The organism is Tamlana sp. s12 (genome assembly GCF_016767215.1).
Lineage (GTDB): Bacteria > Bacteroidota > Bacteroidia > Flavobacteriales > Flavobacteriaceae > Pseudotamlana > Pseudotamlana agarivorans.
In genome coordinates this window covers 467,573-493,617 of the sequence record NZ_CP068547.1, presented here as the reverse complement: position 1 = coordinate 493,617, position 26,045 = coordinate 467,573, and the positions used below count along the sequence as shown (strand labels likewise).

The window sequence follows — 26,045 nt, the reverse complement described above, 5'->3', positions numbered from 1 at the left end:
GATATGAAAAGTTCGAAAGTAAAAATATTACTCATTTATACAGGTGGAACCATTGGGATGGTAAAAGATTTTAAAACAGGGGCCTTAAAGGCATTCGATTTTAAAACCTTACTCGATCAAATTCCAGAATTAAAACTTTTGGACTGTGATATCGATACGGTGTCTTTTGAAGAACCTATTGATTCTAGTAACATGAACATCGATTCATGGGTTCAAATCGCAGAACTTATAGAAGATCAATATGATGATTTCGATGGTTTTGTTGTACTTCATGGTAGTGATACGATGAGTTATAGCGCTTCAGCTTTGAGTTTTATGTTGGAAAACTTAGGAAAGCCTGTGGTGTTTACAGGCTCTCAATTACCTATTGGAGATTTACGAACCGATGCCAAAGAAAATTTAATTACGTCTATTCAGGTGGCTTCATTGCAAACTAAAGGAAAGCCTGTTATTCAGGAAGTTTGTTTGTATTTTGAATATAAATTATATCGCGCTAATAGAACAACGAAATTAAATGCTGAAGATTTTCAAGCTTTTTCATCATTTAACTATCATGATTTGGCTGAATCGGGTGTACACCTCAAGGTAAATTATGAGTATTTGTTTAAACCCAATACACGTAAAAAACTTAAAGTTCATAAAAAACTAGACAATAATATTGCCCTAATAAAGGTATATCCAGGTATTACTGAAGCTGTAATTCAAAGTATATTTCAAACTCCAAACCTAAAAGCGGTTATTATAGAGTCATATGGCGCTGGAAATTGTACCACCGAATCTTGGTTTTTAAATATTTTAACAGAAAATATTTCAAAAGGTATTCATATAATAAATATTACACAGTGTGTAGGAGGAAGTGTTATGATGGGGCATTATGAAACCAGTAGTGCTTTAAAAAACATTGGCGTGATCTCTGGAAAAGACATTACCACCGAAGCAGCTCTAGGGAAATTAATGTTTTTACTAGGGAAAGAAATATCGGGTAATCGGTTCAAAACCATGTATGAAACGCCTTTACGCGGAGAATTGTCTTAAAATTAACCTTCAAAATTTTAGGGTTCAAAGAATTTTTTGTTATTTCATCCCCGAAAAAAAATAAGCATACAATAGAGAGGTGGCCGAGTGGTCGAAGGCGCACGCCTGGAAAGTGTGTATACCTCAAAAGGGTATCGAGGGTTCGAATCCCTTCCTCTCTGCTGTGATTTTTTGCAGTTTAATTGCTTTTTTTTTTTATCTTTAACCCTTTAACTAATAAAATTAAGATCTAGAACATGAAAAGATTATTTTCTATCCTTGCCATAACAGGAATGATGGTATTTGGAACTGCTAATGCAACTACACTTGCAAGTACAACTACTACGACAACAGTAGCAACAACTATTACACAAGATGACGCTGCGCCTGCTGAAACTTTAGGGTTTCACCAAGAATTAAAAAAGAGATTTATTGAAGGTGGTCCTGGATTTATGGGGATCGTATTATTATGTTTAATTCTAGGTTTAGCAATTGCTATTGAGAGAATTATCTTTTTAAACCTTTCTACTACAAATACTAAAAAATTAACTCAAGATGTTGAGGACGCATTAGCATCAGGTGGTGTTGAAGCAGCTAAAGAAGTTTGTAGAAACACAAAAGGACCTGTAGCATCTATCTACTACCAAGGTTTAGATAGAACTGATGAAGGTCTTGATGCTGCTGAAAAAGCTGTTGTAGCTTACGGTGGTGTACAAATGGGACAGTTAGAAAAGAATGTATCTTGGATATCTTTATTTATCGCTCTTGCACCAATGCTTGGTTTCATGGGGACGGTAATCGGTATGATTCAAGCCTTTGATAAAATTGAAGCAGCTGGTGATATGCAACCTTCTCTTGTAGCTGGTGGTATTAAAGTAGCACTTTTAACAACAGTATTTGGTCTTGTAGTAGCGATTATACTTCAAATTTTTTACAATTACATTATTGCTAAGATCGATAGTATCGTTAACAACATGGAAGATGCTTCTATTACGTTAATGGATCTATTAATCAGACACAAAAAGTAAGAGTAACAAATTTAAAAGACTAAAATTATGGGTTTACATAAAGTATTAAAAATAGTGGCTTTCGCTCTTGCTATTATTGGTGCCATTTTCGCACTAATGATTATGGCAGGTGACGATGAGACTGCTTTAAGTATGAGTGGAAACATGCTGTATATTGCCTACATCGTATTAGGTATCGTATTGTTGCTTGTACTATTGTTTGTAATTAAAGGCCTGTTTGCTGGTAATATTAAAAAGACAATCATGACTGTTGGTGCTTTCGCATTAATTATTGTGATTTCTTACGGAATATCTTCTGGAACAGATTTAAACTTAAAACCTTTTACAGATAAAGGTTTAGATATCACTGAAGCAACATCTAAAAATGTTGGAGCTGGATTGTATGCATTTTACATCCTTGCAGCTTTAGCTATTGGATCAATGCTTTACGGAGGAGCGAAAAAATTATTTAATAAATAAAATTATGGCGAAAAGAGCATCACCAGAAGTAAATGCAGGCTCTATGGCCGATATCGCGTTCTTACTATTAATATTTTTCTTAGTAACAACAACTATTGAAACAGATTCAGGTATTAACCGTAAACTTCCTCCAATGGAAGAATCTGATGTCGATGTTGTTATCAAGCAAAAAAACATCTTCACCGTTTTATTAAATGGTAAAGATCAATTGCTTGTTGAAGATGAACTTATGGAGCTTAAAGATTTAAGACAAGCTGCTAAGGAGTTTTTAGATAATGGCGGTGATAGATCATGCGATTATTGTTCAGGAAAAAAGGATCCAGCTTCATCTGATAATCCAGATAAAGCTATTATTTCGCTTAAGAATGAACGTGAGACCTCTTATAAAACTTATATTGCTGTACAAAATGAATTGGTAGCAGCGTATAACGAATTAAGAGATTCTAGGGCGCAATCATTATACGGGAAATCATTTAAAGAAATGGAAGCCAACTATAATGATGTTAACTGGCCTGGGAATAAAGAAAAGTTAAAGGAACAAATTGAGCAAATTAAGCTTGATTATCCTCAAAAACTTTCAGAAGTTCAATAGATTAAAAATAACGTTTAAACTATATGTCTAAATTTAAAAAGAAAAAAGACGGAGGCGTACCTGCAGTAAACACAGCAGCTTTACCTGATATTGTATTTATGTTATTATTCTTCTTTATGGTGGCCACTGTAATGAGGCAAAACACTTTAATGATTGAGAATAATTTACCTTTTGCAGATCAAGTAGAAAAGCTGGATAAGAAAGATTTGGTTATGTATATTTATGCAGGAAAACCAAGCGAAAATTATAAGCAATACGGTACAGAGGCTAAAATTCAGTTGAATGATAAGTTCGCCGATGTTAAAGAAATTGCTGCCTTTATTGCTGCAGAAAGAGCTTCTAAAAGAGAAGAATTAATTCCTTTTTTAACCACTGCTTTAAAAGTAGATAAAGGTGCTAACATGGGATTAATTAGTGATATTAAACAAGAACTACGTAAGGTTAATGCCCTTAAAATAAATTACACAACCAAAAAAGGTAGTGTATTTGGAAGAGATTAATTTACATTCTTAATTTTATAATAAAAGGCGTTTTGATTTTCTCAAAACGCCTTTTATTTTTTAATACCTTTAATATTTTAATTTTAAACCGATTCTGATTTAATGAAGTACTTGGTCTTTACAATATTTCTGCTTCATAGTTTCTTCCTATGTACGGCACAGGACGTCACAACTGTGGAAGTCGATTCGCTTTATAAGGAGGACCATTTTTATGCAGGAATTACTTATAACTTTATTAGCAAACGACCAGAAGGGCTATCTCAAAATGGGTTTTCTTGGAGTTTGAGTTTAGGGTATATTAAAGATATGCCTATTAATAAAGCAAGAAATAAAGCTTTTGGAGTAGGACTAGGCTACGCTGCCGATTCATACAATCAAAATTTATTGGTTCGTGAAGATGTTGATGGGAGTTTTATATATGAAGTTATTGATGGAGATAGTTCCTTTTCTAAAAATAAATTTACTTTTCACCTTATCGAATTGCCTATAGAGTATCGTTGGCGGACTTCTACACCTACCGAATCTGCCTTTTGGAGAATCTATACAGGCTTTAAATTAGGCTATGTTATAAGCGATATATCAAATTATAAAGGTGATCTGGGAAGTTTTCGTTATGCAAATAACCCCGACTTTAATAATTTTCAATATGGCCTAACCTTAAGTGTAGGTTATAATACATGGAATTTACATGTTAACTATCTGCTTAATCCCTTATTTTCTGATTCAGCAAAGCTAGATGGTGAATCCATAGATATGAGTATCATTAAAATGGGACTTATCTTTTATATTCTGTAGTTGTGCAACATACCCAACACCTAATAAATGGTCGATTTAGAAAAATATTACGGAGAATTAGATGCAATTAAATTAATTGAAGTAATTGAATCTGGTAAAGAATATAAACCAGAAGTCTTTCTATATTGTAAAAAAAGAGTTTCTGAAATGAACTTACCTATCGAAACTATAAAATCCTATGCAACGGATATTATAAAAAAAAGATTTTACGAATATTTTACTAAAGGTAAATATCTGTCAAATGAACCTATTAACCTTGAAAGTTATTATCTCTTTAAAAAAGAAGTAAAGAAATGTTTTAATGAGAGTAAAGCTAAGTTTATTCAAAATAGGAATAGTATGACTCAAAACTTAAATATATAATTAAAATACGTTGCACAACACAGTATATAAAAAATTGCTAGTTTTAGCTAAACCAATGTTAGTCGCTCGTTTGCTAGCTTCTGATTTTCCTTCGGAAAATCCTCGCACACAAGCACGCAACTTTCCATACACATAAACGTTGCCTACAATTTGAGAAAATCGTAAATCAATGAAAATAAATCTATTAATCGGAATTCTTTTTTGCTCAACTTTATTTGCATGCGGAAGCAAAAATGATGACCGATTTATTTTCTTCCTTCACAACCGATTTTTAGAAGAACACGATCTGAATGAATTGCATCCCGAATTTGGAAGAACTGAATACAACGAAATTATTGCTGAATTTAAAAAAGAAGGTCTTAAAGTAATAAGCGAAAAACGGAGTGGAAATGTTAACGCAAGAGAATACGCAATCGGAATTATAACCCAAATTGACAGTTTAATAAAAAACAGAATAGAACCGAGAAAAATTACTGTGGTTGGAACTTCAAAAGGCGGATATATTGCTCAATACGTTTCGACTTTAGCAAATAATCAAGATTTGAATTTTGTATTTATTGCAAGTTTTAGGAATAGCGATATTCAAAATATACCTGAAATCAATTTTTGCGGAAATATTTTAACGATTTACGAAAAATCAGACCCATTTGGAGTCTCTTCATTGGAACGAAAGAAAATCTCGAATTGCGAAATAAAACACTTTAAAGAAATCGAACTGAAAACAGGAATGGGACACGGATTTTTATTTAAACCTTTAAAAGAATGGATTGAACCAACAATAAAATGGGCAAACGGAAATTACCTCGCGGAATAAAAACTAATACCAACAAGGTGTATAATTAATGGCTTGTTCGAGCTTGCTTACGAATATTCCTGCGGAATATTCTATTCGGTTATTATTTGTTAACTTTCGTTCTACATCACGCCACTAATCATACACGAAACAATTAGCAATAGTATAATACAGGTAATATGAAACAACTAATAATTTTACTAGGACTTATTATAACTGTAGGATGTTTTGGGCAAACATCTGATAGAGAATTAAAGACAGTTACTTTTTCAGGAAAAGGTTATGAACTTGGACTGCAACATGGAAAGACATTAAAAAAAGAAATAGGTGAAATTATAGTAGCTTGGAAAAAGAATGCTTCATCGGCCTTAGGAAAAGATGCAGATATAATCCTAAAAAATTTCTTCGAATATTCTAAATTTGATAAAGCCATTAAGAAATGGACGCCAGAATTGTTTGAGGAAATTAAAGGTATTGCCGATGGGTCTGAACAGAAGTTAAATGATGTTCTAGTTTTAAACCTGCTTGATGAGTTTTGGGTTTACATTGTAGATCTTCAAATGAATCATCATTGTAGTGGTGTTGGTGTTCCAGCAAGCAATGGAAATCCTGGGTATATATCCCAAAATATGGACCTTGAAAATTATACTGAAGGCTTTCAGGTGCTTATGCGTTTAAAAAGAACGGATAATCGACCTGAGCAATTAATCTTAACCCATCCTGGATTAATAGCCTTGAACGGAATGAATGAACAGGGAGTAGGTGTTTGTGTTAATACCATTATGGAACTTAAGGCATCCTCTACGGGATTACCTGTTGCATTTGTTATTAGACGCATTATTAATTCCACAGATAGAGAAGACGTATTAGCCTTTATTCAAAACGTAAATCATGCTTCTGGACAGAATTATATTATAGGAATTAGAGGTGAAGTGTTTGATTTTGAAGCATCAGCTCATAAAGTAGTTCGATTTGATCCAAAGAATAAAAATGGAACCGTATACCATACAAATCATCCTATTGTAAATGATGATATTAAAAAAGGATTTGAGAAATACAGTCCAAAATTGAAGGAAGAATTAAAACCAAAAAACTCCAACAGTTACCTCCGTCTCGAGGCTATTGAAAATAGAATGACGTCTAGTCAAAATATAGATGATAGCCTTATAAAAGAAGCCTTGCGCTCAAGAGATGATAAGGATAACCCTGTGTGTAATACATATAGTGAAAATGGCTATGGTTTTACATTTGCCTCCATTATTATGACGTTTTCAGAAAATCCGTATATTCAAATTCTTGCTGGCCCACCTGATGAGTCTGAATATAAAAGAGTTGATTTTACAGAGAGGAAATAATCACAAATGCCACTGTAATATAAATTTAATAGCTAATTCTTGTGTGCTTATGAAAACACAATCGGGTTTTCTATTCTGTGCGTGTATCCTAGTTTCAAGTTTAAACATCCTAAACTCTTCATAATTGTGGCTCTTTAGGCAAACAACCTTTCAATTTTTTACAGCCAATAGGGCACAAGTATCAATTGAGGAATAAAGCCTATAAAAGCGCCTATAACGAGCTCTATGAAATTATGGGCTTTATAGTGAAGTCTAGAAGTGGCTACAGCGCCAATTATTAGAGCCATTAAAGCTAAAGTACCGTTTATATTAATGCTGTAATGTATGCTAAGGGCAATAAAATACATGGCTAAGCCATTTACTCCAATCATGTGAATACTGGCCTTAAATCCGAACATAGCCAAGCACAGGCACGCCATATTTGAAATGAGAATACCCAGAAAGAAAAAGTAAATCTCAATGGATTGATTGGGTGTTGTAATTTTTTTTATCACCAAAAGTAGTATGATGCAATTCAGCATTAAAGGTAACACCCTTTGCCTAGCTGTTTCTAATCGAATACTGTTCACACGCCCTGTGATTTTTAGTAATAAATACAGTAAAATAGGCAGGATTACAGTTAAAATAAATAAGGAAATTAATTTCGCTGAAATAATATCAAAAGGAATAAACCGTGGTGACTTAGCAAAATAAAACGCTACACCAGCAATAGGCATTAATAGCGGATGAAAAATATACGAAATACTCTTTAGTAGTTTATCCATTATATTTTTTTACGTAATCGCGCTACAGGAATGTCTAATTGTTCTCTATACTTGGCAACGGTTCTTCTAGCGATTGGATAGCCTTTGTCTTTCAGAATTGACGCTAGCGTTTCGTCGGTTAATGGCTTTTTCTTATTTTCTTCTTCAATAACAGTTTCAAGAATTTTTTTGATTTCTCGAGTTGAAACATCTTCACCTTGATCATTTTTCATCGATTCCGAAAAGAATTCTTTGATGAGTTTGGTACCATATGGGGTATCCACATATTTACTATTGGCTACACGTGATACGGTCGAGACATCCATAGAAATTTCGTCAGCAATATCCTTTAGGATCATGGGTTTCAGGTTGCGTTCATCTCCGGTTAGAAAATAATCTTTTTGATAATGCATAATCGCACTCATCGTAACAAACAGGGTTTGCTGGCGCTGTTTAATGGCTTCAATAAACCATTTGGCGGCATCTAATTTTTGCTTGATGAACATCACAGCATCTTTTTGCGATTTAGACTTCTCTTTTGAGTCTTTATAACCCTTCAGCATGTTGTTATATTCTCTAGAGACATGAAGTTCGGGAGCGTTTCTTCCGTTAAGAGACAATTCTAATTCACCATCTACAATTTTAATGGCAAAATCTGGAACGACGTGCTCTACAATACGATTATTTCCTGCGTACGATCCGCCTGGTTTCGGATTTAAATGCTCAATTTCGGTGATGGCTCCTTTAAGCTGTTCCTCTGATATATTAAATTTTTGAATCAATTTTTTGTAATGCTTCTTAGTAAATTGATCAAAAGCTTTATCAATAATGGCAATAGCCAAATCGGTATCTTCGGTTTTATTTTTTCGGTGTAATTGAATGCTTAAACATTCTTGTAAATTGCGAGCCCCAACACCAGCAGGGTCTAATTGGTGTACAATTTTAAGTACTCTTAATATGGCTTCTTCACTGGTGTAAACATTTTGAGTGAAGGCCAAATCGTCCATGATATCACTTATTTCACGGCGTATATAACCACTTTCATCGACACTACCTACTAAAAATTCTGCAATATCACGTTCTTCGTCGGTTAATCTATAAGTGTTTAACTGGTTAATTAAATATTGAGTAAACGATGTTCCTGCAGCATAAGGCATGGTTTTTTCTTCATCATCACTACTGTAATTATTAGCTTGGGTTCTGTATTCAGGGATCTCGTCGTCACTTAAATATTCGTCAACATTAATGTCATCGGTATTGATGGATTCGTTGTCGTTATATTCTTCAGATGAATTATCAAATTCGGAGTCTAGGTCGTTTAAGGCTTCTTCTTTACCACCCTCTAAGGCAGGGTTTTCTTCTAACTCTTGCTTTAAACGCTGTTCAAAAGCTTGCGTAGGCAGCTGTATCAATTTCATTAATTGAATTTGCTGCGGCGACAGTTTTTGAGATAATTTAAATTGTAAATGTTGTTTAAGCATGATTTGAAATTACATTAACCAAAAATAATTAAAATCGCTTAATAAGTGGAATAGATCGTATGCTTTCTTCTATTAGGGTCAAGCTATTTCTAATGAGAAGTTTAAATCCCATGACTTACAGCTTGTTGCTAGCATGGGATATTTAGGCTACCTAGAATATTAATGGTCTAAGTTATTTGATATGTATGTTTTTAAAAGATACTTCTAGTTTGTTATGAACTAGAAAAATGCTTTAAAATTCTGCATTTTGAGGCGTTCTAGGGAAAGGAATAACATCCCTAATATTACTCATACCTGTGGCAAACATGACTAAACGTTCGAATCCTAGTCCAAAGCCAGAATGAACAGCGGTTCCAAATTTACGTAAATCTAAATACCACCAAAGTTCTTCTTCAGGGATATCTATAGCGGCCATTTTTTCTTTTAAAATGTCTAGTCGCTCTTCGCGTTGTGCACCACCAACAATTTCGCCAATTCCAGGGAAAAGAATATCCATGGCTCTTACGGTTTTACCATCGTCGTTTAAACGCATGTAAAAGGCTTTAATATTCGCTGGGTAGTCAAATAAAATTACAGGGCATTTAAAGTGTTTCTCTACAAGGTAACGTTCGTGCTCACTTTGTAAATCGGTACCCCACTCGTTAATAAGGTATTTAAATTTCTTTTTCTTATTGGGCTTACAATTACGTAGTATATCAATAGCTTCGGTATAACTAACACGTTTAAAATGGTTGTCGGTAACAAAGTTTAATTTTTCAATTAAAGACATATCGCTACGTTCAGCCTGTGGTTTCTTTTTGTCTTCCTCCTGTAAACGTTGATCTAAAAACTCTAAATCTTCACGATTATGTTCTAAGATGTATTTAATCACCGATTTCATAAAGTCCTCGGCCAAATCCATATTACCAGCTAAATCCATAAAGGCAACTTCGGGTTCTATCATCCAAAACTCTGCCAAGTGGCGTGATGTATTAGAATTTTCAGCTCTAAATGTAGGACCAAAAGTGTAAACTTTACCTAAAGACATCGCATAGGTTTCAGCTTCTAACTGTCCGGAAACCGTTAAATTGGTTTCCTTTCCGAAGAAATCTTTAGTATAATCCACTTTGCCTTCTTCAGTTAAAGGCGGATTTTTAGGATCTAAACTTGAAACTTTAAACATTTCACCGGCGCCTTCAGCATCACTTCCAGTAATAATTGGTGAATGCATGTAGTAAAAACCATGCTCATTAAAGTATTTATGAATGGCAAATGAAAGTGACGATCTTAAACGCATTACGGCACTAAAAGTATTGGTTCTAGTACGTAAATGGGCGTTTTCTCTTAAAAATTCGAAAGAGTGTTTTTTAGGTTGAATGGGATAAGTTTCAGGATCGGAATCTCCTAAAATTTCAAGGCTTGCGACTTGAATTTCTACACTTTGACCTTTACCTTGACTTTCTACTAATTCACCTTTTATATGAATGGCAGCACCCGTAGTGACACGTTTTAGAGTAGCTTCATCAAACTTTTCGAAATCTACTACACATTGTATATTATTTATGGTAGAACCATCATTTAAAGCAATAAAACGGTTTGCTCTAAAAGTTCTTACCCACCCTTTTATTTCCACTTCTGGGATTACCGTATTTTGTGTTAATAAATCTGAAATGGTTTTTAGTTGCATAGGTTTAAGTTTTGAACTGTAAATATAAAGCATTATATCATTAAAATTGAAATAATAAAACTAAAAAGTGATATTGAATTTCTAAATATAAGCAGTAAAAGGTGCTAAATTGTAATCGGTGAGTTTTAGTAATTCTGTGTGTTTTTATCGTCATCCTCTTTAGGAATCACATCGATAGCTGGTTTTTTAAATTCCTTTTTGTTTGCAATACTACGTTCTAAAGACAGTAATAAAGATGGTAAAAGCAGTAGGTTAGCCAACATGGCAAATAGTAAGGTTGCCGAAACTAAAGCGCCCAAGGCTACAGTACCACCAAAGCTAGAAATGGTAAACACAGAGAACCCAAAGAAAAGCACGATAGAGGTATAAAACATACTCACACCAGTTTCGCGTAGTGCCCCGTAAACCGATACTTTGATTTTCCATTTATTGGCTTGTAACTCTTGACGATATTTTGCTAAAAAGTGAATGGTGTCATCTACCGATATTCCAAAGGCTATACTAAACACTAAAATGGTTGACGGTTTTAAAGGCACGCCCAAATAGCCCATCAAACCAGCGGTGATTACTAGGGGTAGAAGGTTGGGGATTAAAGAAATAATAATCATCTTCCCTGATCGGAACATAAAAGCCATAAATAAAGCAATTAATACAATGGCTAGTGAGAGTGAAATGACTAAGTTTTTTACCAAGTATTTTGTCCCTTTTTGGAAAACTAATGCTTTACCAGTCATGGTGACATCATAGCGGTCTTTAGGAAAAGTTTTGTCTATTTTAGTTTGAAGGTTTTCCTCGATACGTTCCATCTTATCTGTACCAATATCCTTCATGAAAGTGGTGATACGTGCATATCGTCCAGTAGAATCAACGAAGTTTTTTAATAAATCGATATCCGAATTTGATGTCGAATTTTTAGCGTAAGAAAGTATAAAACTATTTTCTTGAGCCGTAGGTAATTGATAGTATTTAGGATTTCCGTTATAGTAAGCTTGCTTCGAATATTTTACTAACCCAACTACCGAAATAGGTTTCGATAATTCTGGTATATCAATAATCAGTTCTTCTAAGTCGTTAATACGTTTTAAGGTAGAACGTTTCATGACACCTTTTTTACGTTTGGTGTCAATCATGATTTCAACAGGCATAATACCATTGAATTCTTGTTCAAAGAAACGGATGTCTTTAATAAACTCCGATTTTTGAGGCATGTCTTCAATAAGACTACCTGATATTTTAATTTGGTAAACACCAATAATACTGGCTATAAGTAAAACAAGAGACGTGATATAAATGGTAATGCGTCGGTGTTTTACCATGCGTTCCATCCAATCTACAAAACCACCAATCCAGCGTCTATTGAGGTGTTCTAAATGGCGGTCTTTCGGGAATGGTAAAAATGTGTATATAATAGGGATGATAAGTAAACATAGTATAAAAATGGCTAGAATACTCAAGGATGCTACAATACCAAATTCTTTTAAAAGCTTGCTTTCGGTAAGTATAAAAGTCGCAAAACCAGAAGCTGTAGTCACATTGGTCATTAACGTGGCGTTACCAACTTTTGTAATGACACGTTGTAATGATTTTACCTTGTTTCCATGAAGATTAACTTCATGCTGATATTTATTTATAAGGAAGATACAGTTAGGTATCCCAATGACAATAATAAGCGGCGGAATTAAAGCGGTTAAAACCGTTATTTCATATTCCAGGAAACCTAAAATACCAAAGGTCCACATCACGCCTATACAAACAACAATTATAGAAATAAGCGTGGCTCTAAATGATCTAAAAAAGAAGAAAAATATGAGCGAGGTAACTAATAAGGCTGCTACAAGAAAGAGTCCTATTTCGTCAATAATATTTTGAGCGTTAAGCGTTCTAATATAAGGCATTCCTGAAGCATGAACGTGTAAGTTTTGCGCCTCTTCAAATGCTTTCACCTTAGGGATAAAATCGTTGAGAATATAATTTTTCCGTGCAGCCGTGTTTACAATGTCTTTCTTTAAATAAATGGCCGACCTAATGGTTTTGGTCTCTTTGTTGAATAAAAAACCATCATAAAAAGGATATTTTTCAAATAAATCCGATTGCAGCTTTTCAATTTCTGCTACGGAACTTACCGAATCTTTAATGAAAGGCTCTAGTTTGAATTTTTCGTGTTCGCTATCTTTTACAAGTTTTTGAAGATCTTTAATAGATAGCACCGATTCAACTTCTGGAGCTGATTTAAATGAGGTGGTTAAATTGTTCCAAGCGTTTAACTTTTCAACGGTAAAAAGACTTGGGTCTTTAACGCCAAGAATAATAAGGTTACCTTCTTCACCAAAGGTTTCTAAGAATTTATTGTATGCTAGATTTACTTCATGATCATCTGGGAGTAAATTGGCCTCGGTATTAGTGAAGCGCATGTTTTTCCAATTCAAGCTTAAAAGGAAAGTCGCTGTGATAATACAAATAAGTATTATTATTTTATTTCGTAAAATGAGTCTAGCGACTGCGTCCCAAAAATCTTCAGTAAATAGTTTAAGCATGCGTTAATTTAATGAGGGCAAAGTTAGAAAAAAGGAGCATAATACCTTATAATGAGACGTTAAATGTGAATTTAAAAGCAATGTTGTCGCTAAAGGTAGGAAGGTAATAGGCCCCATACCTGTAGGTGAAACTTAATCCAAATCCATAAAGTAGTTTGTTGATTTCAAATCCAGATTCGGTATAGCCGTAATTTAAAGTGTCGAAAGTAACGTCTTGATGTCGGTCTATGTTGTCCATATCGCCTAATGCATAACGCGTTATTAATACAACCTGAGGCCTAAATCGTTCTGTAACATGAAAGGGTTTTATGAAATATTTTAATTGAAACGTAAAAAACTTATCTGAAAAGAACTCATTAAAATACATGGTTTCAAAACTATTTAAACCTGCTATGGAAAAGCGTTCAAGGATTTTTTCTTTTCTAATATTATTAGGGTAGGCATGGTATAAATGGGTTAGCGGTGTATCGCCGATAGCCATTCCCGAAACGAAAATGATTTGTGCAAAATGACTGTTTTCCTGACCCAGTTCAAAAATGGTTCTAAAATCTAATTTGGTAAAATCAAAATCACCTTTGAAAACATCGTGATAACTTTTGGTATATTGAAATGAAAATTTTGGAAAACCCGATTTCACTTCTTGTGTTCCTAAAGGGGTCTCCTTAAATTTACTAAATGGGCTCCATTGAAATCCTATAATGGCTGTGCTTAAATTATAAGTAGTATAAAGCTGATCGTCTAGGGCGTAGGCATAATCGTAAGTAGGATCGATGTCACTTACAGCAAATTCAACTTTACTCAATAAGTGATTAGATATTTGATGTTCGAAGGTTAAAGATTTACTAATGTACTTGTAAAATAAATCGATGTTAAGCAAACGAGGTTCAAAAAATTGAAAGACACGATTGTCAGTAATATATTTTGTGCTTCCTGTTTCCTGAAGGTCGTCGGTATAAGCAAAGTTTAACCAGGTGTTCGATTTTTTAATTAGGCGCATACCGCCGCCAATACTAAATTTAAAGCGGTGATCTCTAAATCCATAAACACCATAACTATTTAGACGGTATTTTTCTGAAAACTTGTCATTAGTGACCCCTCCAATCCCGGTTCTAATCCCTTCAAATTGATTAAATTTTATGAGGTATCTTAAATCAAAATTGAAATATTTGGTCGGGAAATAACCTGTACCAATACTTTTTAGGAGCAAATGCTTTTTTAATGTGTCTTTAGAAGTTTTTTGTGGTTGCTCGGTAAATGATTGCGCTTCCACAAAGGTAGAGCAGAATAGGAGCAACAATAAAAACGTACATTTTTTTAGCATTAGGGCCGACTGAAAATAAGGATTTAAAAAAAGCGACAATACTGTCGCTTTTCATATTATACGGTCATGATTTCTTTTTCTTTATTCTCGAAGACCTCGTCAACTTTTTTAACGTATTTATCGGTTAATTGTTGTACATCTATTTCGGCATTCTTTTTTAAATCTTCCGAAATGTCATCGTTTTTCTTAAGATCGTTATTGGCTTCTTTACGCGCCGATCTAATACTCACCTTAGCATCTTCAGCTTCAGCTTTGGCTTGTTTGGCTAAATCTTTACGACGCTCTTCCGTTAATGGTGGTACGTTTATAATGATGGTTTCACCATTATTCATCGGATTAAAACCAAGATTAGAATAAGCAATACCGCGTTCTATTTCTTGCAACATGTTTTTCTCCCATGGTTGTACCGTAATGGTTCTTCCATCTGGCGTATTTACATTGGCTACTTGACTTAATGGTGTTTGTGAACCGTAGTAATCAACCATAACACTACCTAACATAGCAGGACTTGCTTTTCCTGCTCTAATGTTTACAAATTGTTTTTCTAAATGAGTAATGGCATTTTCCATTGCCTCTTTAGTACTGTCTAATATAAATTTAATGTCTTCGTCCATGATTTTAAAATTCTTGTATTAAATCAAAAAAAGTAAGTCTTATATGTTAACAACGGTTCCAATATTTTCTCCAGAAACAACTTTAAGTAAGTTGCCAATGGTATTCATATCGAAAACAATAATTGGTAATTCGTTTTCTTGGCTTAAGGTAAAGGCTGTTGTATCCATAACTTTAAGGCCTTTACGTAACACATCATCAAAAGTAATGCTGTTAAATTTAACGGCTGTTTTATCTTTTTCAGGATCTGCATTGTAAATACCATCTACACGTGTTCCTTTTAAAATAACATCCGCTTCAATTTCAATAGCTCTTAAAACGGCTGCAGAATCGGTTGTAAAATAAGGGTTCCCTGTACCACCTCCAAAAATAACAACGCGTCCTTTTTCAAGATGACGAATGGCCTTTCTACGAATAAACGGTTCGGCAACCTCGTTAATTTTGATGGCCGATTGTAATCGTGTTGGAATGTCTACATCTTCTAAAGCACCTTGTAAAGCCAAGCCATTTATAACCGTGGCTAACATCCCCATATGGTCACCTTGTACACGATCCATACCTTTACTTGCTCCAGCAACACCTCTAAATATATTACCTCCACCAATTACAATGGCAACTTCTACACCTTTGTCGGTAATGGTTTTAATGTCTTGAGCATATTCTGCTAAACGATCTGGGTCGATGCCGTATTGGCGATTTCCCATTAAGGCTTCACCTGAGAGTTTTAGGAGTATTCTTTTGTATTTCATGGAATGGATTAATCTGTTAAAGGTTCTCGCTTTCGCGGAAATTAAAGTTTAGCAAAACTACATAAAATTTTTATTTTTTTGAATTTATATGAATTTAGAATTTAGTTATAAAAAAAACCACCACTCTAAAGCTTAGAGTGGTGGTTTGTATTTAAGAGATTCCTGTTTTCACAGGAATTAAATTAACCTACAGAAGCACGTTTAAATCCAGCGATGGCAACTTCACCGTAAGAAGAAACATATTCAGCTACAGTTTTCTTTTCATCTTTAATGAATTTTTGATCTAATAAACACTGCTCTTGATCTAAAGTTGTGTTATCAGAGATAAAACGTTGCATTTTACCTGGTAAGATGTTACCCCAAATTTTCTCTGGCTTCCCTTCAGCAGCTAACTCAGCTTTTGCAGCTTCTTCAGCAGCAGCAAGAACTTCAGGAGTTAATTGTTGCATAGAGATGTACTGAGGTACGTTTTTAAGAGTTTTCCCTAAACGACCTAATTCGATATTATCTTTTTCGATAACTGCGATTCTAGCTTCAGTTTCAGAAGCTACATAAGCAGGATCAAAATCTTTGTAAGATAATGAAGTTGCTCCCATAGAAGCTACTTGCATAGCTACATCTTTAACTAAAGTTTCAGCGTTATCAACTTTTGCAGTTAAACCTACTAAAGCAGCAATTTTGTTAATATGTACGTAAGCACCAACATAAGCAGCTTCTAATTTTTCAAAAGAAGTGATGTCTAGTTTTTCACCAATAACACCAGTTTGCTCAACTAATTTGTCTGCAACAGTCATGCCTCCAAAATCGGCAGCTAAAAATTCTTCTTTAGAAGTTGTATCTAAAGCGATATCAGCTAATTGGTTTGCTAACGCTAAAAAGTTTTCGTTTTTACCAACAAAATCAGTTTCACAACCTAAAACAATAGCAACACCAGCAGTTTGGTCTGCATTAATTTTAGCTACAGCAGCACCTTCAGAAGAATCTCTGTCGGCTCTTTTTTCTGCTACTTTTTGTCCTTTTTTACGTAAAACTTCGATTGCTTTATCAAAGTTACCTTCAGCTTCAACTAAAGCTTTTTTGCAGTCCATCATTCCTGCACCAGTTGCTTGTCTTAATTTGTTAACTTCAGCCGCTGTTACTTTTACTGTAGTACTCATAGTGATTATAATTTAAAAAAGTCGTTCAATACATTTTCTGTAAAGAAAAGAACTAAACGACTTATTTGTGTTGTGTAAATGTTATTTATTCTTCTTCTTCAGCAGTTGCTTTAGCTTTAGGTGCTGCTTTAGCTTTAGGAGCATCGTCCTTAGCTGAAGCATCTTTCTCTGCTTTGCGTTCTGCTAAACCTCCTGCGATTGCAGATGATACGTGAGATAAAATTTTATCTATCGATTTAGAAGCGTCATCATTTGCAGGAATTACATAATCAACTTGACGTGGGTCAGAGTTGGTATCAACCATTGCAAAAATTGGAATGTTTAATTTTTGAGCTTCTTTAATCGCGATATGCTCACGCTTAATATCAACAACAAATAAAGCACCTGGTAAACGAGTCATATCGGTAATAGAACCTAAGTTTTTTTCTAACTTAGCTCTTAAACGATCAACTTGTAAACGCTCTTTTTTAGATAAAGTCATGAAAGTACCGTCTTTCTTCATTCTATCGATAGAAGCCATTTTCTTAACAGCTTTTCTAATAGTTACGAAGTTAGTTAACATACCACCTGGCCATCTTTCAGTGATGTAAGGCATGTTAATGTCTCCAGCTTTTTCAGCTACGATATCTTTAGCTTGCTTTTTTGTTGCAACGAATAAAATTTTACGACCAGATGCTGCAATTTTAGCAAGTGCTGCACCAGCTTCTTCAATTTTAGCCGCTGTTTTGTATAGGTTAATAATGTGGATGCCGTTACGCTCCATGTATACGTAAGGCGCCATGTTTGGATCCCACTTACGTGTAAGGTGTCCGAAATGTACACCTGCTTCAAGTAATTCTTTTACTTCTACTGCCATTTTTGTAATAGTTTACGTTCTTTTAAATTAGCAATGTTCCGTTCGGTTTTTGGCTGTTAAGCTTCGGCCTTTGGCTTCATTTAGATGCTAAACTTTCAATTCTGAATTCGATTCAGAATCTTTTTAAATTAAATCGATGCTCTGAAAATTTCAGAGTGTTTATTTTGAATATGGATGTAAACCTATAAAGGTGTTGAAACATGTTCAAAAGATGCTGAACTAAGTTCAGCATGCGCATATTAACGTTTCGAGAATTGGAATTTCTTACGCGCTTTCTTCTGACCGAATTTCTTACGCTCTACCATTCTTGGATCTCTAGTTAATAAACCTTCTGGCTTAAGTGTTAATCTGTTCTCAGCATCAACCTCACACATAGCGCGAGAAATTGCTAAACGAACAGCTTCTGCTTGTCCAGTAATACCACCTCCATATACATTTACTGTAATATCAAAGTTGCTGTCATTGTTAGTCAAAACTAAAGGCTGCTTTACTTTGTACTGTAAGGTAGCTGTAGTAAAGTAGTTAGTTAAGTCTTTTTTGTTAATCGTAATGTTACCGCTTCCCGCAGAAACATAAGCACGAGCAACAGCCGTCTTTCTACGGCCGATTTTGTGAATTACTTCCATTTACTTGAATTCGTTTAAGTTAATTGTTTTTGGCTTTTGTGCTGCATGAGCATGTTCTGAACCAACAACAACTGTTAGATTACGGAATAAATTTGCACCTAATTTGTTTTTAGGTAACATTCCTTTAACTGATTTCTCTACTACTCTTGCAGGATCTTTTCCGTACAATTCTGTAGCAGTTAAACTTCTTTGACCACCTGGGTATCCTGTGTGACGAATGTACGTTTTGTCGTTCCATTTGTTACCAGATAACGTGATTTTTTCAGCATTGATAATGATTACATTATCTCCGCAATCCACGTGAGGTGTGAAGTTAGGCTTGTGTTTACCTCTTAAAAGTTTTGCAACTTTAGAAGCTAAACGTCCAAGCGCTTGACCTTCAGCATCAACAACTACCCACTGCTTATCTGCAGTAGCTTTGTTTGCTGAAATCGTTTTGTAGCTTAATGTGTCCACACTAATTATTTTTAATTATTAAACATTCCTCTCTTAAAAAGAGTTTGCAAATTTACGATTATATATTTGATTACCAAATAGTGAGCTCACTTATTTTTAATTGCACTTATTAACTGATTTTGAATTCATTATAAGCCCTTTAAATTGAAAATCATTTTTAGTTAAATATTTGTTTTTCAAGACCATGCTTTTATTAGTTTTGCAGCTTTAAATTTTTGCATATGATTTCAGTAGATAATTTAGCCGTAGAGTTTAGCGGACATACCTTGTTCAGTGACGTGTCATTTACCATAAATGCCAACGATAAAATTGCATTAATGGGTAAGAATGGTGCAGGAAAATCTACCATGATGAAAATTATTGCAGGAGAACAAAGTCCGACAAGAGGTAACGTGCGTTTTCCTAAGGATGCTGTAATTGCTTATTTGCCACAACATTTATTAACGGAAGATAATACCACCGTTTTCGATGAAGCTTCTAAAGCTTTTAGTCATGTATTCGAAATGCGTAACGAAATGGAAGCTTTAAACAAGCAACTAGAAACGCGTACAGATTACGAATCGGATGAATATATGAAAATCATTGAAAGGGTTTCCGATCTTGGCGAGAAGTATTATGCCCTAGAAGATGTGAATTACGATGCTGAAGTTGAAAAGGCATTAAAAGGACTTGGTTTCAAACAAGAAGATTTTACAAGATTGACCAACGAATTTAGTGGCGGATGGCGTATGCGTATCGAGCTGGCTAAAATATTACTACAAAAGCCGGATTTAATTCTTTTAGATGAGCCAACCAATCATATAGATATAGAGTCGGTCATTTGGTTAGAAGATTTTCTACTGAATAAAGCCAATGCCGTCGTGGTGATTTCACACGATAAAGCCTTTATTGATAATATTACCAATAGAACGATTGAAGTGACGATGGGACGTATTTACGATTACAAAGCCAATTACTCCCATTATTTACAGTTGCGTGAAGAGCGTAGAGCGCATCAAATAAAAGCTTACGAAGAGCAGCAAAAATTTATTGCCGATAATATGGCTTTTATCGAACGCTTTAAAGGAACCTATTCTAAAACCAATCAGGTGAATTCGCGCGAGCGTATGCTTGAAAAGTTAGAGATTATTGAGGTGGACGATATCGATACCTCGGCCTTAAAATTACGTTTCCCTAAAACTCAGCGTTCAGGCGATTATCCTATTACAGTAAAAGAGGTTTCGAAATCTTACGGCGACCATGTGGTGTTTAAAAATGCTAGCATGTCTATTGCAAGAGGTGAAAAAGTGTGTTTCGTAGGTCGTAATGGTGAAGGGAAATCGACCATGATTAAAGCCATTTTAGGTGAAATTGAGGTTGATGGTACTTGTGCTTTAGGTCATAATGTACAGGTGGGCTACTTTGCACAAAACCAAGCGGCCTTGTTAGATGAAGAACTAACCGTATTTCAAACCGTTGATGAAGTTGCCCAAGGCGATGTGCGAAAGCAAATAAAAAACATTTTAGGACGCTTTATGTTTAAAGGCGATGCTATCGATAAAAAAGTAGGCGTACTTTCTGGTGGAGAAAAAACCAGATTAGCCATGGTAAAATTATTACTAGAGCCCGTAAACTTGCTGATTCTCGATGAGCCTACGAACCACTTAGATTTAAAATCGAAAGATGTTTTAAAAGAAGCCTTATTAGATTTTGATGGTACTTTGGTTTTGGTTTCCCACGATAGAGATTTTCTTCAAGGCTTATCTAAAAAGGTATTCGAGTTTAAAGACCAACGTGTTATCGAGCATTTTGAAACGATTGACGATTTCTTAGTTAGAAACCGAATTGAGAGCTTGAAAGCTATAGATTTGTAAAGGGCGTTTAATTGTTGAGTTGACGTCACCCTGAACTCGTTTCAGGGTCTCATATTATAAGCCTTTAGTGAAAAATAGTCTTAAGAAAGATGCTGAATAGGAATATCCCATATTGATATTTTTTTCTTTTACATGAAAGACCCTTCAGGTTTTTGAAACCTGAAGGGTCTGTGGAAATTTCGATATTTGTGGTGTTTTTTAATAGGCTTTTATAGTGGTGATGTATATAGGATGAGATTCTGAGACTAGCTCAGAATGACGAAATCGATGTTTTGTCGTCTCCCTGAACTCCTGCCGGCAGGCAAGGCGTTTCAGGGTCGCATGATACAAATGTTCGGTGAAGCTGTAAGAAGTCCTTGTGGCATCAAGTAAAAGCGTCACAATAATAAATGTAATACCATGTTATAGTACCATGAGAATTTTCATCGTTTTTATTTTTCTGCTGAATAGCCTCGGTGTCTCATCGCAAATGCCACCTGGTTTTAATGAAGAGGAAGCTGTTACGGCAATTGCCTTTTGTAACAGTTTTAATTTTAAAGAACAGTTTCAGAGTAACGAAGCTATAATTCCCAAGGGTTTTCGGTTACGTCATACTTCAAATATATTGAGTATGGACAATAAATTTGAAGTTTATCAGAACGATTCCATTGGTATTATTAACTACCGTGGTTCTACGGCAAAATTAATTAGTTGGATTGAAAATTGTTATTCTGCTATGATTCCCGCAAACGGAAGTATCCTCCTTAATGAACAATCCTTTAATTATAAATTTGCTGAAGATGCCTTGGCGGCCGTTCATGCTGGTTATGCTTTAACTGTGGTTATTATTTCTGAAGATTTAATAGAACAAATCAACGCACTCAACCAAGCTGGTATTCATCATATCATCATTACGGGTCATAGTCAAGGTGGTGCTTTGGCGACTTTAACACGTGCTTATCTCGAGAATTTACCAGCAGGTGTTTTGCCTGAAAACAACCGTTATAAAACCTATGCCTTTGCGCAGCCCATGTCTGGAAACAAAGAGTTTGCTGAAGAATACGATACGAGATATAGTCACCTCGGAACCAGTTATTCTATTGTCAACCCGAAAGACCCGGTGCCTTATATGCCATTCAATTATGAAGAAGAGCGATTGGTTACCAAAGAAAAGGTGGTTTCTTGGCTTTTGGGAACTAAAGAAATTAAGCCGAAAAAGCTCGGGCAAGATGCTGTTATTCGTTTGTTTGAAGGAGGCTTAACCGGATATATTAATAACAGTAATGCTTTAATTAATAGGATTCTAGATTTTAAATTTGGAAGTATTACCATGCCAGAGTTTGTGGCCGATATTAATTATTACCCCACCGGTGAGCGCAAAGAGTTGCCGAAATTTGATTACCCTAAAATTGAAGTCGATGTTACTGGTTTAACCGAAGCGGAGCTAGATGATTTGGTTCAAGATGAAGACGGAACATGGTTTAAAAAGGAAACGAAGTTTTTTCAGCACAAACCTTATAATTACTACGTTGGGGTTTTAAAAAAATGGCAATATCCTTCATATGATGCCTTAGATCTTAAGTATTTGTCTGGCGATTTGTAGATGGTATATTTTTTAGATTTACGCGTCTATAAGTGTCTTTTTAATATAAAAACAAATTGATTTTAGTTAAATATTTGGTAATCAAATCATTGTAGTTATGGTGTCGTGTAGTTTTTTGACTATTTTTGCAGCGCTATGCAAGAATTAAAACTTTCAGATTGGTTACCTACCACAAACAAAGAGGTGAAAATACGCGGCTGGGATGCCCTAGACGTGATATTATTTAGTGGCGATGCCTACGTGGATCATCCATCGTTCGGGCCTGCTGTTATTGGACGTATTCTAGAAAGTTACGGATTGCGTGTAGCGATTGTTCCGCAGCCTAACGTGAATGATAACCTTCAGGATTTTGAAAAGCTAGGAACGCCTAAATTATTTTTTGCGATTACCGGGGGCTGTATGGACCCGATGATTAGCAATTACAACGCCAATAAAAAGCGTCGCGATAAAGATGCTTATACGCCAAATGGTGATATTGGCTTTAGACCCGATTACGCCACTTCGGTGTATTCGAAAATATTAAAAGATAAATTTCCCGATGTTCCTATTTTAATTGGTGGGATTGAAGCGTCTTTACGACGTGTTACCCACTATGATTATTGGAGCGATAAGCTGTTACCTTCTATTTTAGAAACTTCGAAAGCCGATATGTTAGTTTACGGTATGGGCGAGCAGCCTTTGCGCGAAGTGGTGCGTTTAATGCAAAAGGGGGTGCCTTTTAGTAGTATAAATACCATAAAACAAACCGCAGTTTTGTTGGATGCCGATGCTAAAATTCCGAAAAATAGCAATTGGGAGGATGTTGAAATTGTATCGCACGAAAAATGCTTAAAGGATAAAAAAGCCTATGCTTCTAACTTTAAAACCATAGAGCAGGAGAGTAATAAATTAGCGGCACGTCGTATTTTTCAGAAGATTGGGGATAAAACCTTGATGATTAATCCGCCGTACCCAACCATGACGGAAGATGAAATTGATGCGTCTTTTGAATTGCCTTACACCCGTTTACCACACCCGAAATATAACAAGCGTGGGCCAATACCAGCGTTTGAAATGATTAAGTTCTCGATAAACATTCACCGTGGGTGTTTTGGAGGCTGTAGTTTTTGTACCATTTCGGCACACCAAGGAAAATTTATTGCTTCTAGAAGTAAGGAATCGGTGCTTCGTGAAGTGGATAAAGTAGCGAATATGCCTGATTTTAAAGGCTATTTGTCGGATATTGGTGGACCAAGTGCGAACATGTACAAAATGCAAGGAAAAGTACAATCTATTTGCGATAAGTGTGTGGCGCCGTCTTGTATTTCGCCTGTTATTTGTAGCAATTTAGATACATCGCACAAACCGTTAACGGAATTATACCAAGCGGTTGATAGTCACCCAAAAATTAAAAAATCCTTTATTGGTTCTGGTATTCGTCATGATATGTTGGTGCCGGAATTTAATAAAAATGCGGACCCGAAAGAACTAGATGCCTACACCGAAGAGGTGATGACTAAGCATATTTCTGGACGATTAAAAGTTGCGCCAGAACATACCAGCGATCCGGTTTTAAAATTAATGAGAAAGCCTTCTTTTAGGTATTTCCATATGTTTAAAGAGCGTTTTGATAAGATTAATATTAAGAATAAATTGAAGCTTCAGTTGATTCCGTATTTTATTTCGAATCACCCGGCTTGTGAGGCTGAAGATATGGCTAACCTAGCTGCTGAAACTAAAGATATGGGCTTCCAATTGGAGCAAGTGCAAGGTTTTACGCCAACGCCTATGACGGTGGCTACCGTAATTTATTATAGTGGTTACCATCCATACACGCTTAAAAAAGTAAAAACGCCTATTACCGCTAAAGAAAAAGAGGAACAACACCGTTTTTTCTTTTGGTATAAAGACGAAAATAAAGCCTGGATTAAAAAGACCTTGAACAAATTGGGTCGTCAGGATTTACTAAAAGTGCTACTTCCAGAAAAGGACGAAAAATGGCGTAAAAACAAACCTAAAGGCGATGCTAAACATACTTTTGATGATGCCGTGCCTTTTAATAAACGCAAGAATAAGGTGAAGTTTCAGGGGAAAAAGAATAGGAAGCGTAGGTAGTTTTTATTTGAGAATTGTCACAAATTTCAAAACATAGATATTAATCGTTAATTTCGTTTAAGAGCCCCTAAAAGCCCCTTGAGGGACTATAGGGATGTATTTTATACGTTGTTGTGTGCAGTTTTTTATATCAGTCGTTTTTTAATATCCATTCTTATATGTAAAATTCTAACGATTTCGACAATTTCATTCTCAACCTTTCTGTAAAAAATCAGATGCGATTTGATTTTTGTTACGCGATAGTTTTTTCGAGTTTGTTCAGCCGATTTTCCAATTAAATAGTTGTCCGCTATAAATTCAATCTCTCCGATTATCAAGTCGTAATATCTGTCAGCTTGTTCTTTAGACCATTTGTGAAAAGTATATACCCAAATATCATTTAAATCATCAATCGCTTGTTTGCTTATTCGATATTTGTTTTTACTCATAAGTGTTTGCGATGTAAATCAGTCAGGTTTTGTTTTGGGTCAAAATTTTCAATAAAACCACTATTTTCACCTACTTCGAGTGCTTTAATTAATTCTCTTTCCTTTTTTTCTTCACGTTCCAGCAAACGTAATGCAGAACGGATAACTTCGCTTACCGAACCATATCTGCCTGATTTTACTTCTTCTCTGATAAATTCCTCAAAATGATTTCCGAGTGATATTGATGTGTTTTTTCCCATTTTGAAAATATTTTTACTCAAAAATACCAAATCTTGGTAACGTTGCCAAATTGCACAGAACAAAAGAATATCAATACGTTAATTTCGTTTAGGGCACCCTTAAAGTCTCCTCGAGGACAATGCTTCACGTTTTTAGTTAAGAAGTCACATGTTTTTTTAACCAACAGAAAGCTTTGCGGCATCCTTAAACAAACTAGGGCGTCAGGATTTACTAAAAGTGCTACTTCCAGAAAAGAACGAAAAATGGCGTAAAAACAAACCTAAAGGCGATGCTAAACATACTTTTGATGATGCTGTGCCTTTTAATAAACGCAAGAATAAGGTGAAGTTTCAAGGGAAGAAGAATCGGAAGCGTAGGTAGGGGGATTATGAGTTTCCGTTAAATGAAAATGCTACTTATTGTATGTTGACTACCATTTGTTTAGGTTATATTTTTGTATAAAACAATAATATTATGAAGCCAAATAGAAGAGGTCAAATCGTAAAATTCCATACACCTTATCATGATGAAGATCCAGAACAACTTTATGTTGTTCTTGAATATATAGAAGATGGCTCTAGGTCTAGAGCAAAAATTCAAGCAGCAGGTACAGGATTATCGTTTCCGCCAGTTAGCCTTGTGTTAGCTGAAGATTTAGAAGTTGATGAAGGTCAGACTTTCGAATTAGATTACTATTTGAAGCATGGTAATCATGGTTTATTTTAGGTAAAAAGAAGCTATTTCTATATTGACTAAACAGATTTTGGAT

The 26,045-nt window shown here is 35.0% G+C and carries 27 protein-coding genes and 1 tRNA gene; 15 read left to right on the top strand and 13 right to left on the bottom strand.

All coding sequences use genetic code 11. The features are described 5' to 3' along the window. Window positions 1-3: 3 nt before the first annotated feature. The 10 genes from JJL45_RS02100 to JJL45_RS02055 all read left to right on the top strand — a co-directional run bounded on the left by JJL45_RS02100 (window position 4) and on the right by JJL45_RS02055 (window position 6,899). Window positions 4-1,035 carry an asparaginase gene (locus JJL45_RS02100; protein ID WP_068600997.1) on the top strand — a complete coding sequence of 344 codons (1,032 nt, stop codon included), beginning with the start codon at window positions 4-6 and terminating at the stop codon, window positions 1,033-1,035. A gap of 73 nt (window positions 1,036-1,108) precedes the next feature. After that, a tRNA-Ser gene (locus JJL45_RS02095) sits at window positions 1,109-1,196 on the top strand. A 75-nt stretch (window positions 1,197-1,271) separates the two neighbouring features. Continuing rightward, the gene (locus JJL45_RS02090; protein WP_068600999.1) at window positions 1,272-2,042 is read left to right on the top strand and encodes a MotA/TolQ/ExbB proton channel family protein; all 771 of its coding nucleotides are present in this window, start codon (window positions 1,272-1,274) and stop codon (window positions 2,040-2,042) included. A 27-nt stretch (window positions 2,043-2,069) separates the two neighbouring features. After that, complete coding sequence (locus JJL45_RS02085; RefSeq protein WP_067145133.1) at window positions 2,070-2,501, top strand: hypothetical protein; 432 nt, start codon at window positions 2,070-2,072, stop codon at window positions 2,499-2,501. A gap of 4 nt (window positions 2,502-2,505) precedes the next feature. Next, window positions 2,506-3,093: an ExbD/TolR family protein gene (locus tag JJL45_RS02080; protein ID WP_068601001.1), complete on the top strand. Its 588-nt coding sequence runs from the start codon at window positions 2,506-2,508 to the stop codon at window positions 3,091-3,093. Between the two features lie 23 nt (window positions 3,094-3,116). After that, a complete protein-coding gene (locus tag JJL45_RS02075; protein WP_067145129.1) occupies window positions 3,117-3,593 on the top strand; it encodes an ExbD/TolR family protein in 477 nt (158 codons plus the stop codon). Between the two features lie 102 nt (window positions 3,594-3,695). After that, window positions 3,696-4,388 carry a porin family protein gene (locus JJL45_RS02070; protein ID WP_068601004.1) on the top strand — a complete coding sequence of 231 codons (693 nt, stop codon included), beginning with the start codon at window positions 3,696-3,698 and terminating at the stop codon, window positions 4,386-4,388. A gap of 27 nt (window positions 4,389-4,415) precedes the next feature. Continuing rightward, complete coding sequence (locus JJL45_RS02065) at window positions 4,416-4,751, top strand: hypothetical protein (RefSeq protein ID WP_068601006.1); 336 nt, start codon at window positions 4,416-4,418, stop codon at window positions 4,749-4,751. A 169-nt stretch (window positions 4,752-4,920) separates the two neighbouring features. Continuing rightward, the gene (locus JJL45_RS02060; RefSeq protein ID WP_068601009.1) at window positions 4,921-5,565 is read left to right on the top strand and encodes a hypothetical protein; all 645 of its coding nucleotides are present in this window, start codon (window positions 4,921-4,923) and stop codon (window positions 5,563-5,565) included. 158 nt (window positions 5,566-5,723) lie between these two features. Beyond that, window positions 5,724-6,899 (top strand): C45 family autoproteolytic acyltransferase/hydolase, encoded by a 1,176-nt coding sequence (locus JJL45_RS02055; protein WP_202664219.1) that lies wholly within the window; start codon window positions 5,724-5,726, stop codon window positions 6,897-6,899. Between the two features lie 158 nt (window positions 6,900-7,057). On the opposite strand, the gene JJL45_RS02050 is transcribed toward JJL45_RS02055, so the two are convergent. From JJL45_RS02050 to rplM, 11 genes are all read right to left on the bottom strand, one after another. Further along, window positions 7,058-7,663, bottom strand: a complete 606-nt coding sequence (locus JJL45_RS02050) for a hypothetical protein (RefSeq protein ID WP_068601013.1) — start codon at window positions 7,661-7,663, stop codon at window positions 7,058-7,060. Next, a complete protein-coding gene (gene rpoN / locus JJL45_RS02045) occupies window positions 7,663-9,123 on the bottom strand; it encodes an RNA polymerase factor sigma-54 (RefSeq protein WP_068601015.1) in 1,461 nt (486 codons plus the stop codon). The genes JJL45_RS02050 and rpoN overlap by 1 nt, the downstream gene beginning before the upstream one ends. A 232-nt stretch (window positions 9,124-9,355) precedes the next feature. Continuing rightward, window positions 9,356-10,789, bottom strand: coding sequence for an asparagine--tRNA ligase (asnS, locus tag JJL45_RS02040; RefSeq protein WP_068601730.1), 1,434 nt, complete (start codon window positions 10,787-10,789; stop codon window positions 9,356-9,358). A gap of 125 nt (window positions 10,790-10,914) precedes the next feature. Beyond that, window positions 10,915-13,323, bottom strand: coding sequence for an efflux RND transporter permease subunit (locus JJL45_RS02035; protein WP_068601018.1), 2,409 nt, complete (start codon window positions 13,321-13,323; stop codon window positions 10,915-10,917). Window positions 13,324-13,369: 46 nt separating this feature from the next. Beyond that, entirely contained in the window at window positions 13,370-14,644 is a 1,275-nt protein-coding gene (locus tag JJL45_RS02030) for a hypothetical protein (protein ID WP_068601020.1), read from the bottom strand. Window positions 14,645-14,700: 56 nt separating this feature from the next. Then, a complete protein-coding gene (gene frr / locus JJL45_RS02025; RefSeq protein WP_067145109.1) occupies window positions 14,701-15,258 on the bottom strand; it encodes a ribosome recycling factor in 558 nt (185 codons plus the stop codon). A gap of 39 nt (window positions 15,259-15,297) precedes the next feature. Beyond that, window positions 15,298-16,005 (bottom strand): UMP kinase, encoded by a 708-nt coding sequence (gene pyrH, locus JJL45_RS02020; RefSeq protein ID WP_067145107.1) that lies wholly within the window; start codon window positions 16,003-16,005, stop codon window positions 15,298-15,300. 182 nt (window positions 16,006-16,187) lie between these two features. Beyond that, on the bottom strand, window positions 16,188-17,162 hold the full coding sequence (tsf, locus tag JJL45_RS02015) for a translation elongation factor Ts (RefSeq protein WP_068601021.1): 975 nt from the start codon (window positions 17,160-17,162) through the stop codon (window positions 16,188-16,190). A gap of 85 nt (window positions 17,163-17,247) precedes the next feature. Continuing rightward, window positions 17,248-18,018, bottom strand: coding sequence for a 30S ribosomal protein S2 (gene rpsB / locus JJL45_RS02010; protein WP_068601023.1), 771 nt, complete (start codon window positions 18,016-18,018; stop codon window positions 17,248-17,250). Window positions 18,019-18,257: 239 nt separating this feature from the next. After that, window positions 18,258-18,644, bottom strand: a complete 387-nt coding sequence (gene rpsI / locus JJL45_RS02005; protein WP_067145102.1) for a 30S ribosomal protein S9 — start codon at window positions 18,642-18,644, stop codon at window positions 18,258-18,260. Then, window positions 18,645-19,100, bottom strand: a complete 456-nt coding sequence (gene rplM, locus JJL45_RS02000) for a 50S ribosomal protein L13 (RefSeq protein ID WP_067145100.1) — start codon at window positions 19,098-19,100, stop codon at window positions 18,645-18,647. Between the two features lie 221 nt (window positions 19,101-19,321). Between rplM and JJL45_RS01995 the strand changes: the two genes are divergently transcribed. The 3 genes from JJL45_RS01995 (at window position 19,322) to JJL45_RS01985 (ending at window position 24,629) form a co-directional block, all read left to right on the top strand. Then, window positions 19,322-20,953, top strand: coding sequence for an ABC-F family ATP-binding cassette domain-containing protein (locus tag JJL45_RS01995; RefSeq protein WP_068601025.1), 1,632 nt, complete (start codon window positions 19,322-19,324; stop codon window positions 20,951-20,953). 610 nt (window positions 20,954-21,563) lie between these two features. Continuing rightward, the gene (locus tag JJL45_RS01990) at window positions 21,564-22,535 is read left to right on the top strand and encodes a lipase family protein (RefSeq protein ID WP_202664218.1); all 972 of its coding nucleotides are present in this window, start codon (window positions 21,564-21,566) and stop codon (window positions 22,533-22,535) included. 135 nt (window positions 22,536-22,670) lie between these two features. After that, window positions 22,671-24,629 carry a YgiQ family radical SAM protein gene (locus JJL45_RS01985; protein WP_068601029.1) on the top strand — a complete coding sequence of 653 codons (1,959 nt, stop codon included), beginning with the start codon at window positions 22,671-22,673 and terminating at the stop codon, window positions 24,627-24,629. 125 nt (window positions 24,630-24,754) lie between these two features. On the opposite strand, the gene JJL45_RS01980 is transcribed toward JJL45_RS01985, so the two are convergent. Together JJL45_RS01980 and JJL45_RS01975 are read right to left on the bottom strand one after the other, a co-directional pair. Then, window positions 24,755-25,057 carry a type II toxin-antitoxin system RelE/ParE family toxin gene (locus JJL45_RS01980; protein ID WP_068601032.1) on the bottom strand — a complete coding sequence of 101 codons (303 nt, stop codon included), beginning with the start codon at window positions 25,055-25,057 and terminating at the stop codon, window positions 24,755-24,757. Then, on the bottom strand, window positions 25,054-25,296 hold the full coding sequence (locus JJL45_RS01975; protein ID WP_068601034.1) for a type II toxin-antitoxin system ParD family antitoxin: 243 nt from the start codon (window positions 25,294-25,296) through the stop codon (window positions 25,054-25,056). The genes JJL45_RS01980 and JJL45_RS01975 overlap by 4 nt, the downstream gene beginning before the upstream one ends. Window positions 25,297-25,513: 217 nt before the next feature. Here JJL45_RS01975 and JJL45_RS01970 point away from each other — a divergent pair, with 217 nt between their 5' ends. Both JJL45_RS01970 and JJL45_RS01965 read left to right on the top strand, forming a co-directional pair. After that, on the top strand, window positions 25,514-25,657 hold the full coding sequence (locus JJL45_RS01970; protein WP_202664217.1) for a hypothetical protein: 144 nt from the start codon (window positions 25,514-25,516) through the stop codon (window positions 25,655-25,657). A gap of 93 nt (window positions 25,658-25,750) precedes the next feature. Beyond that, complete coding sequence (locus JJL45_RS01965; protein WP_068601036.1) at window positions 25,751-26,002, top strand: hypothetical protein; 252 nt, start codon at window positions 25,751-25,753, stop codon at window positions 26,000-26,002. The last annotated feature ends 43 nt before the right edge of the window (window positions 26,003-26,045 follow it).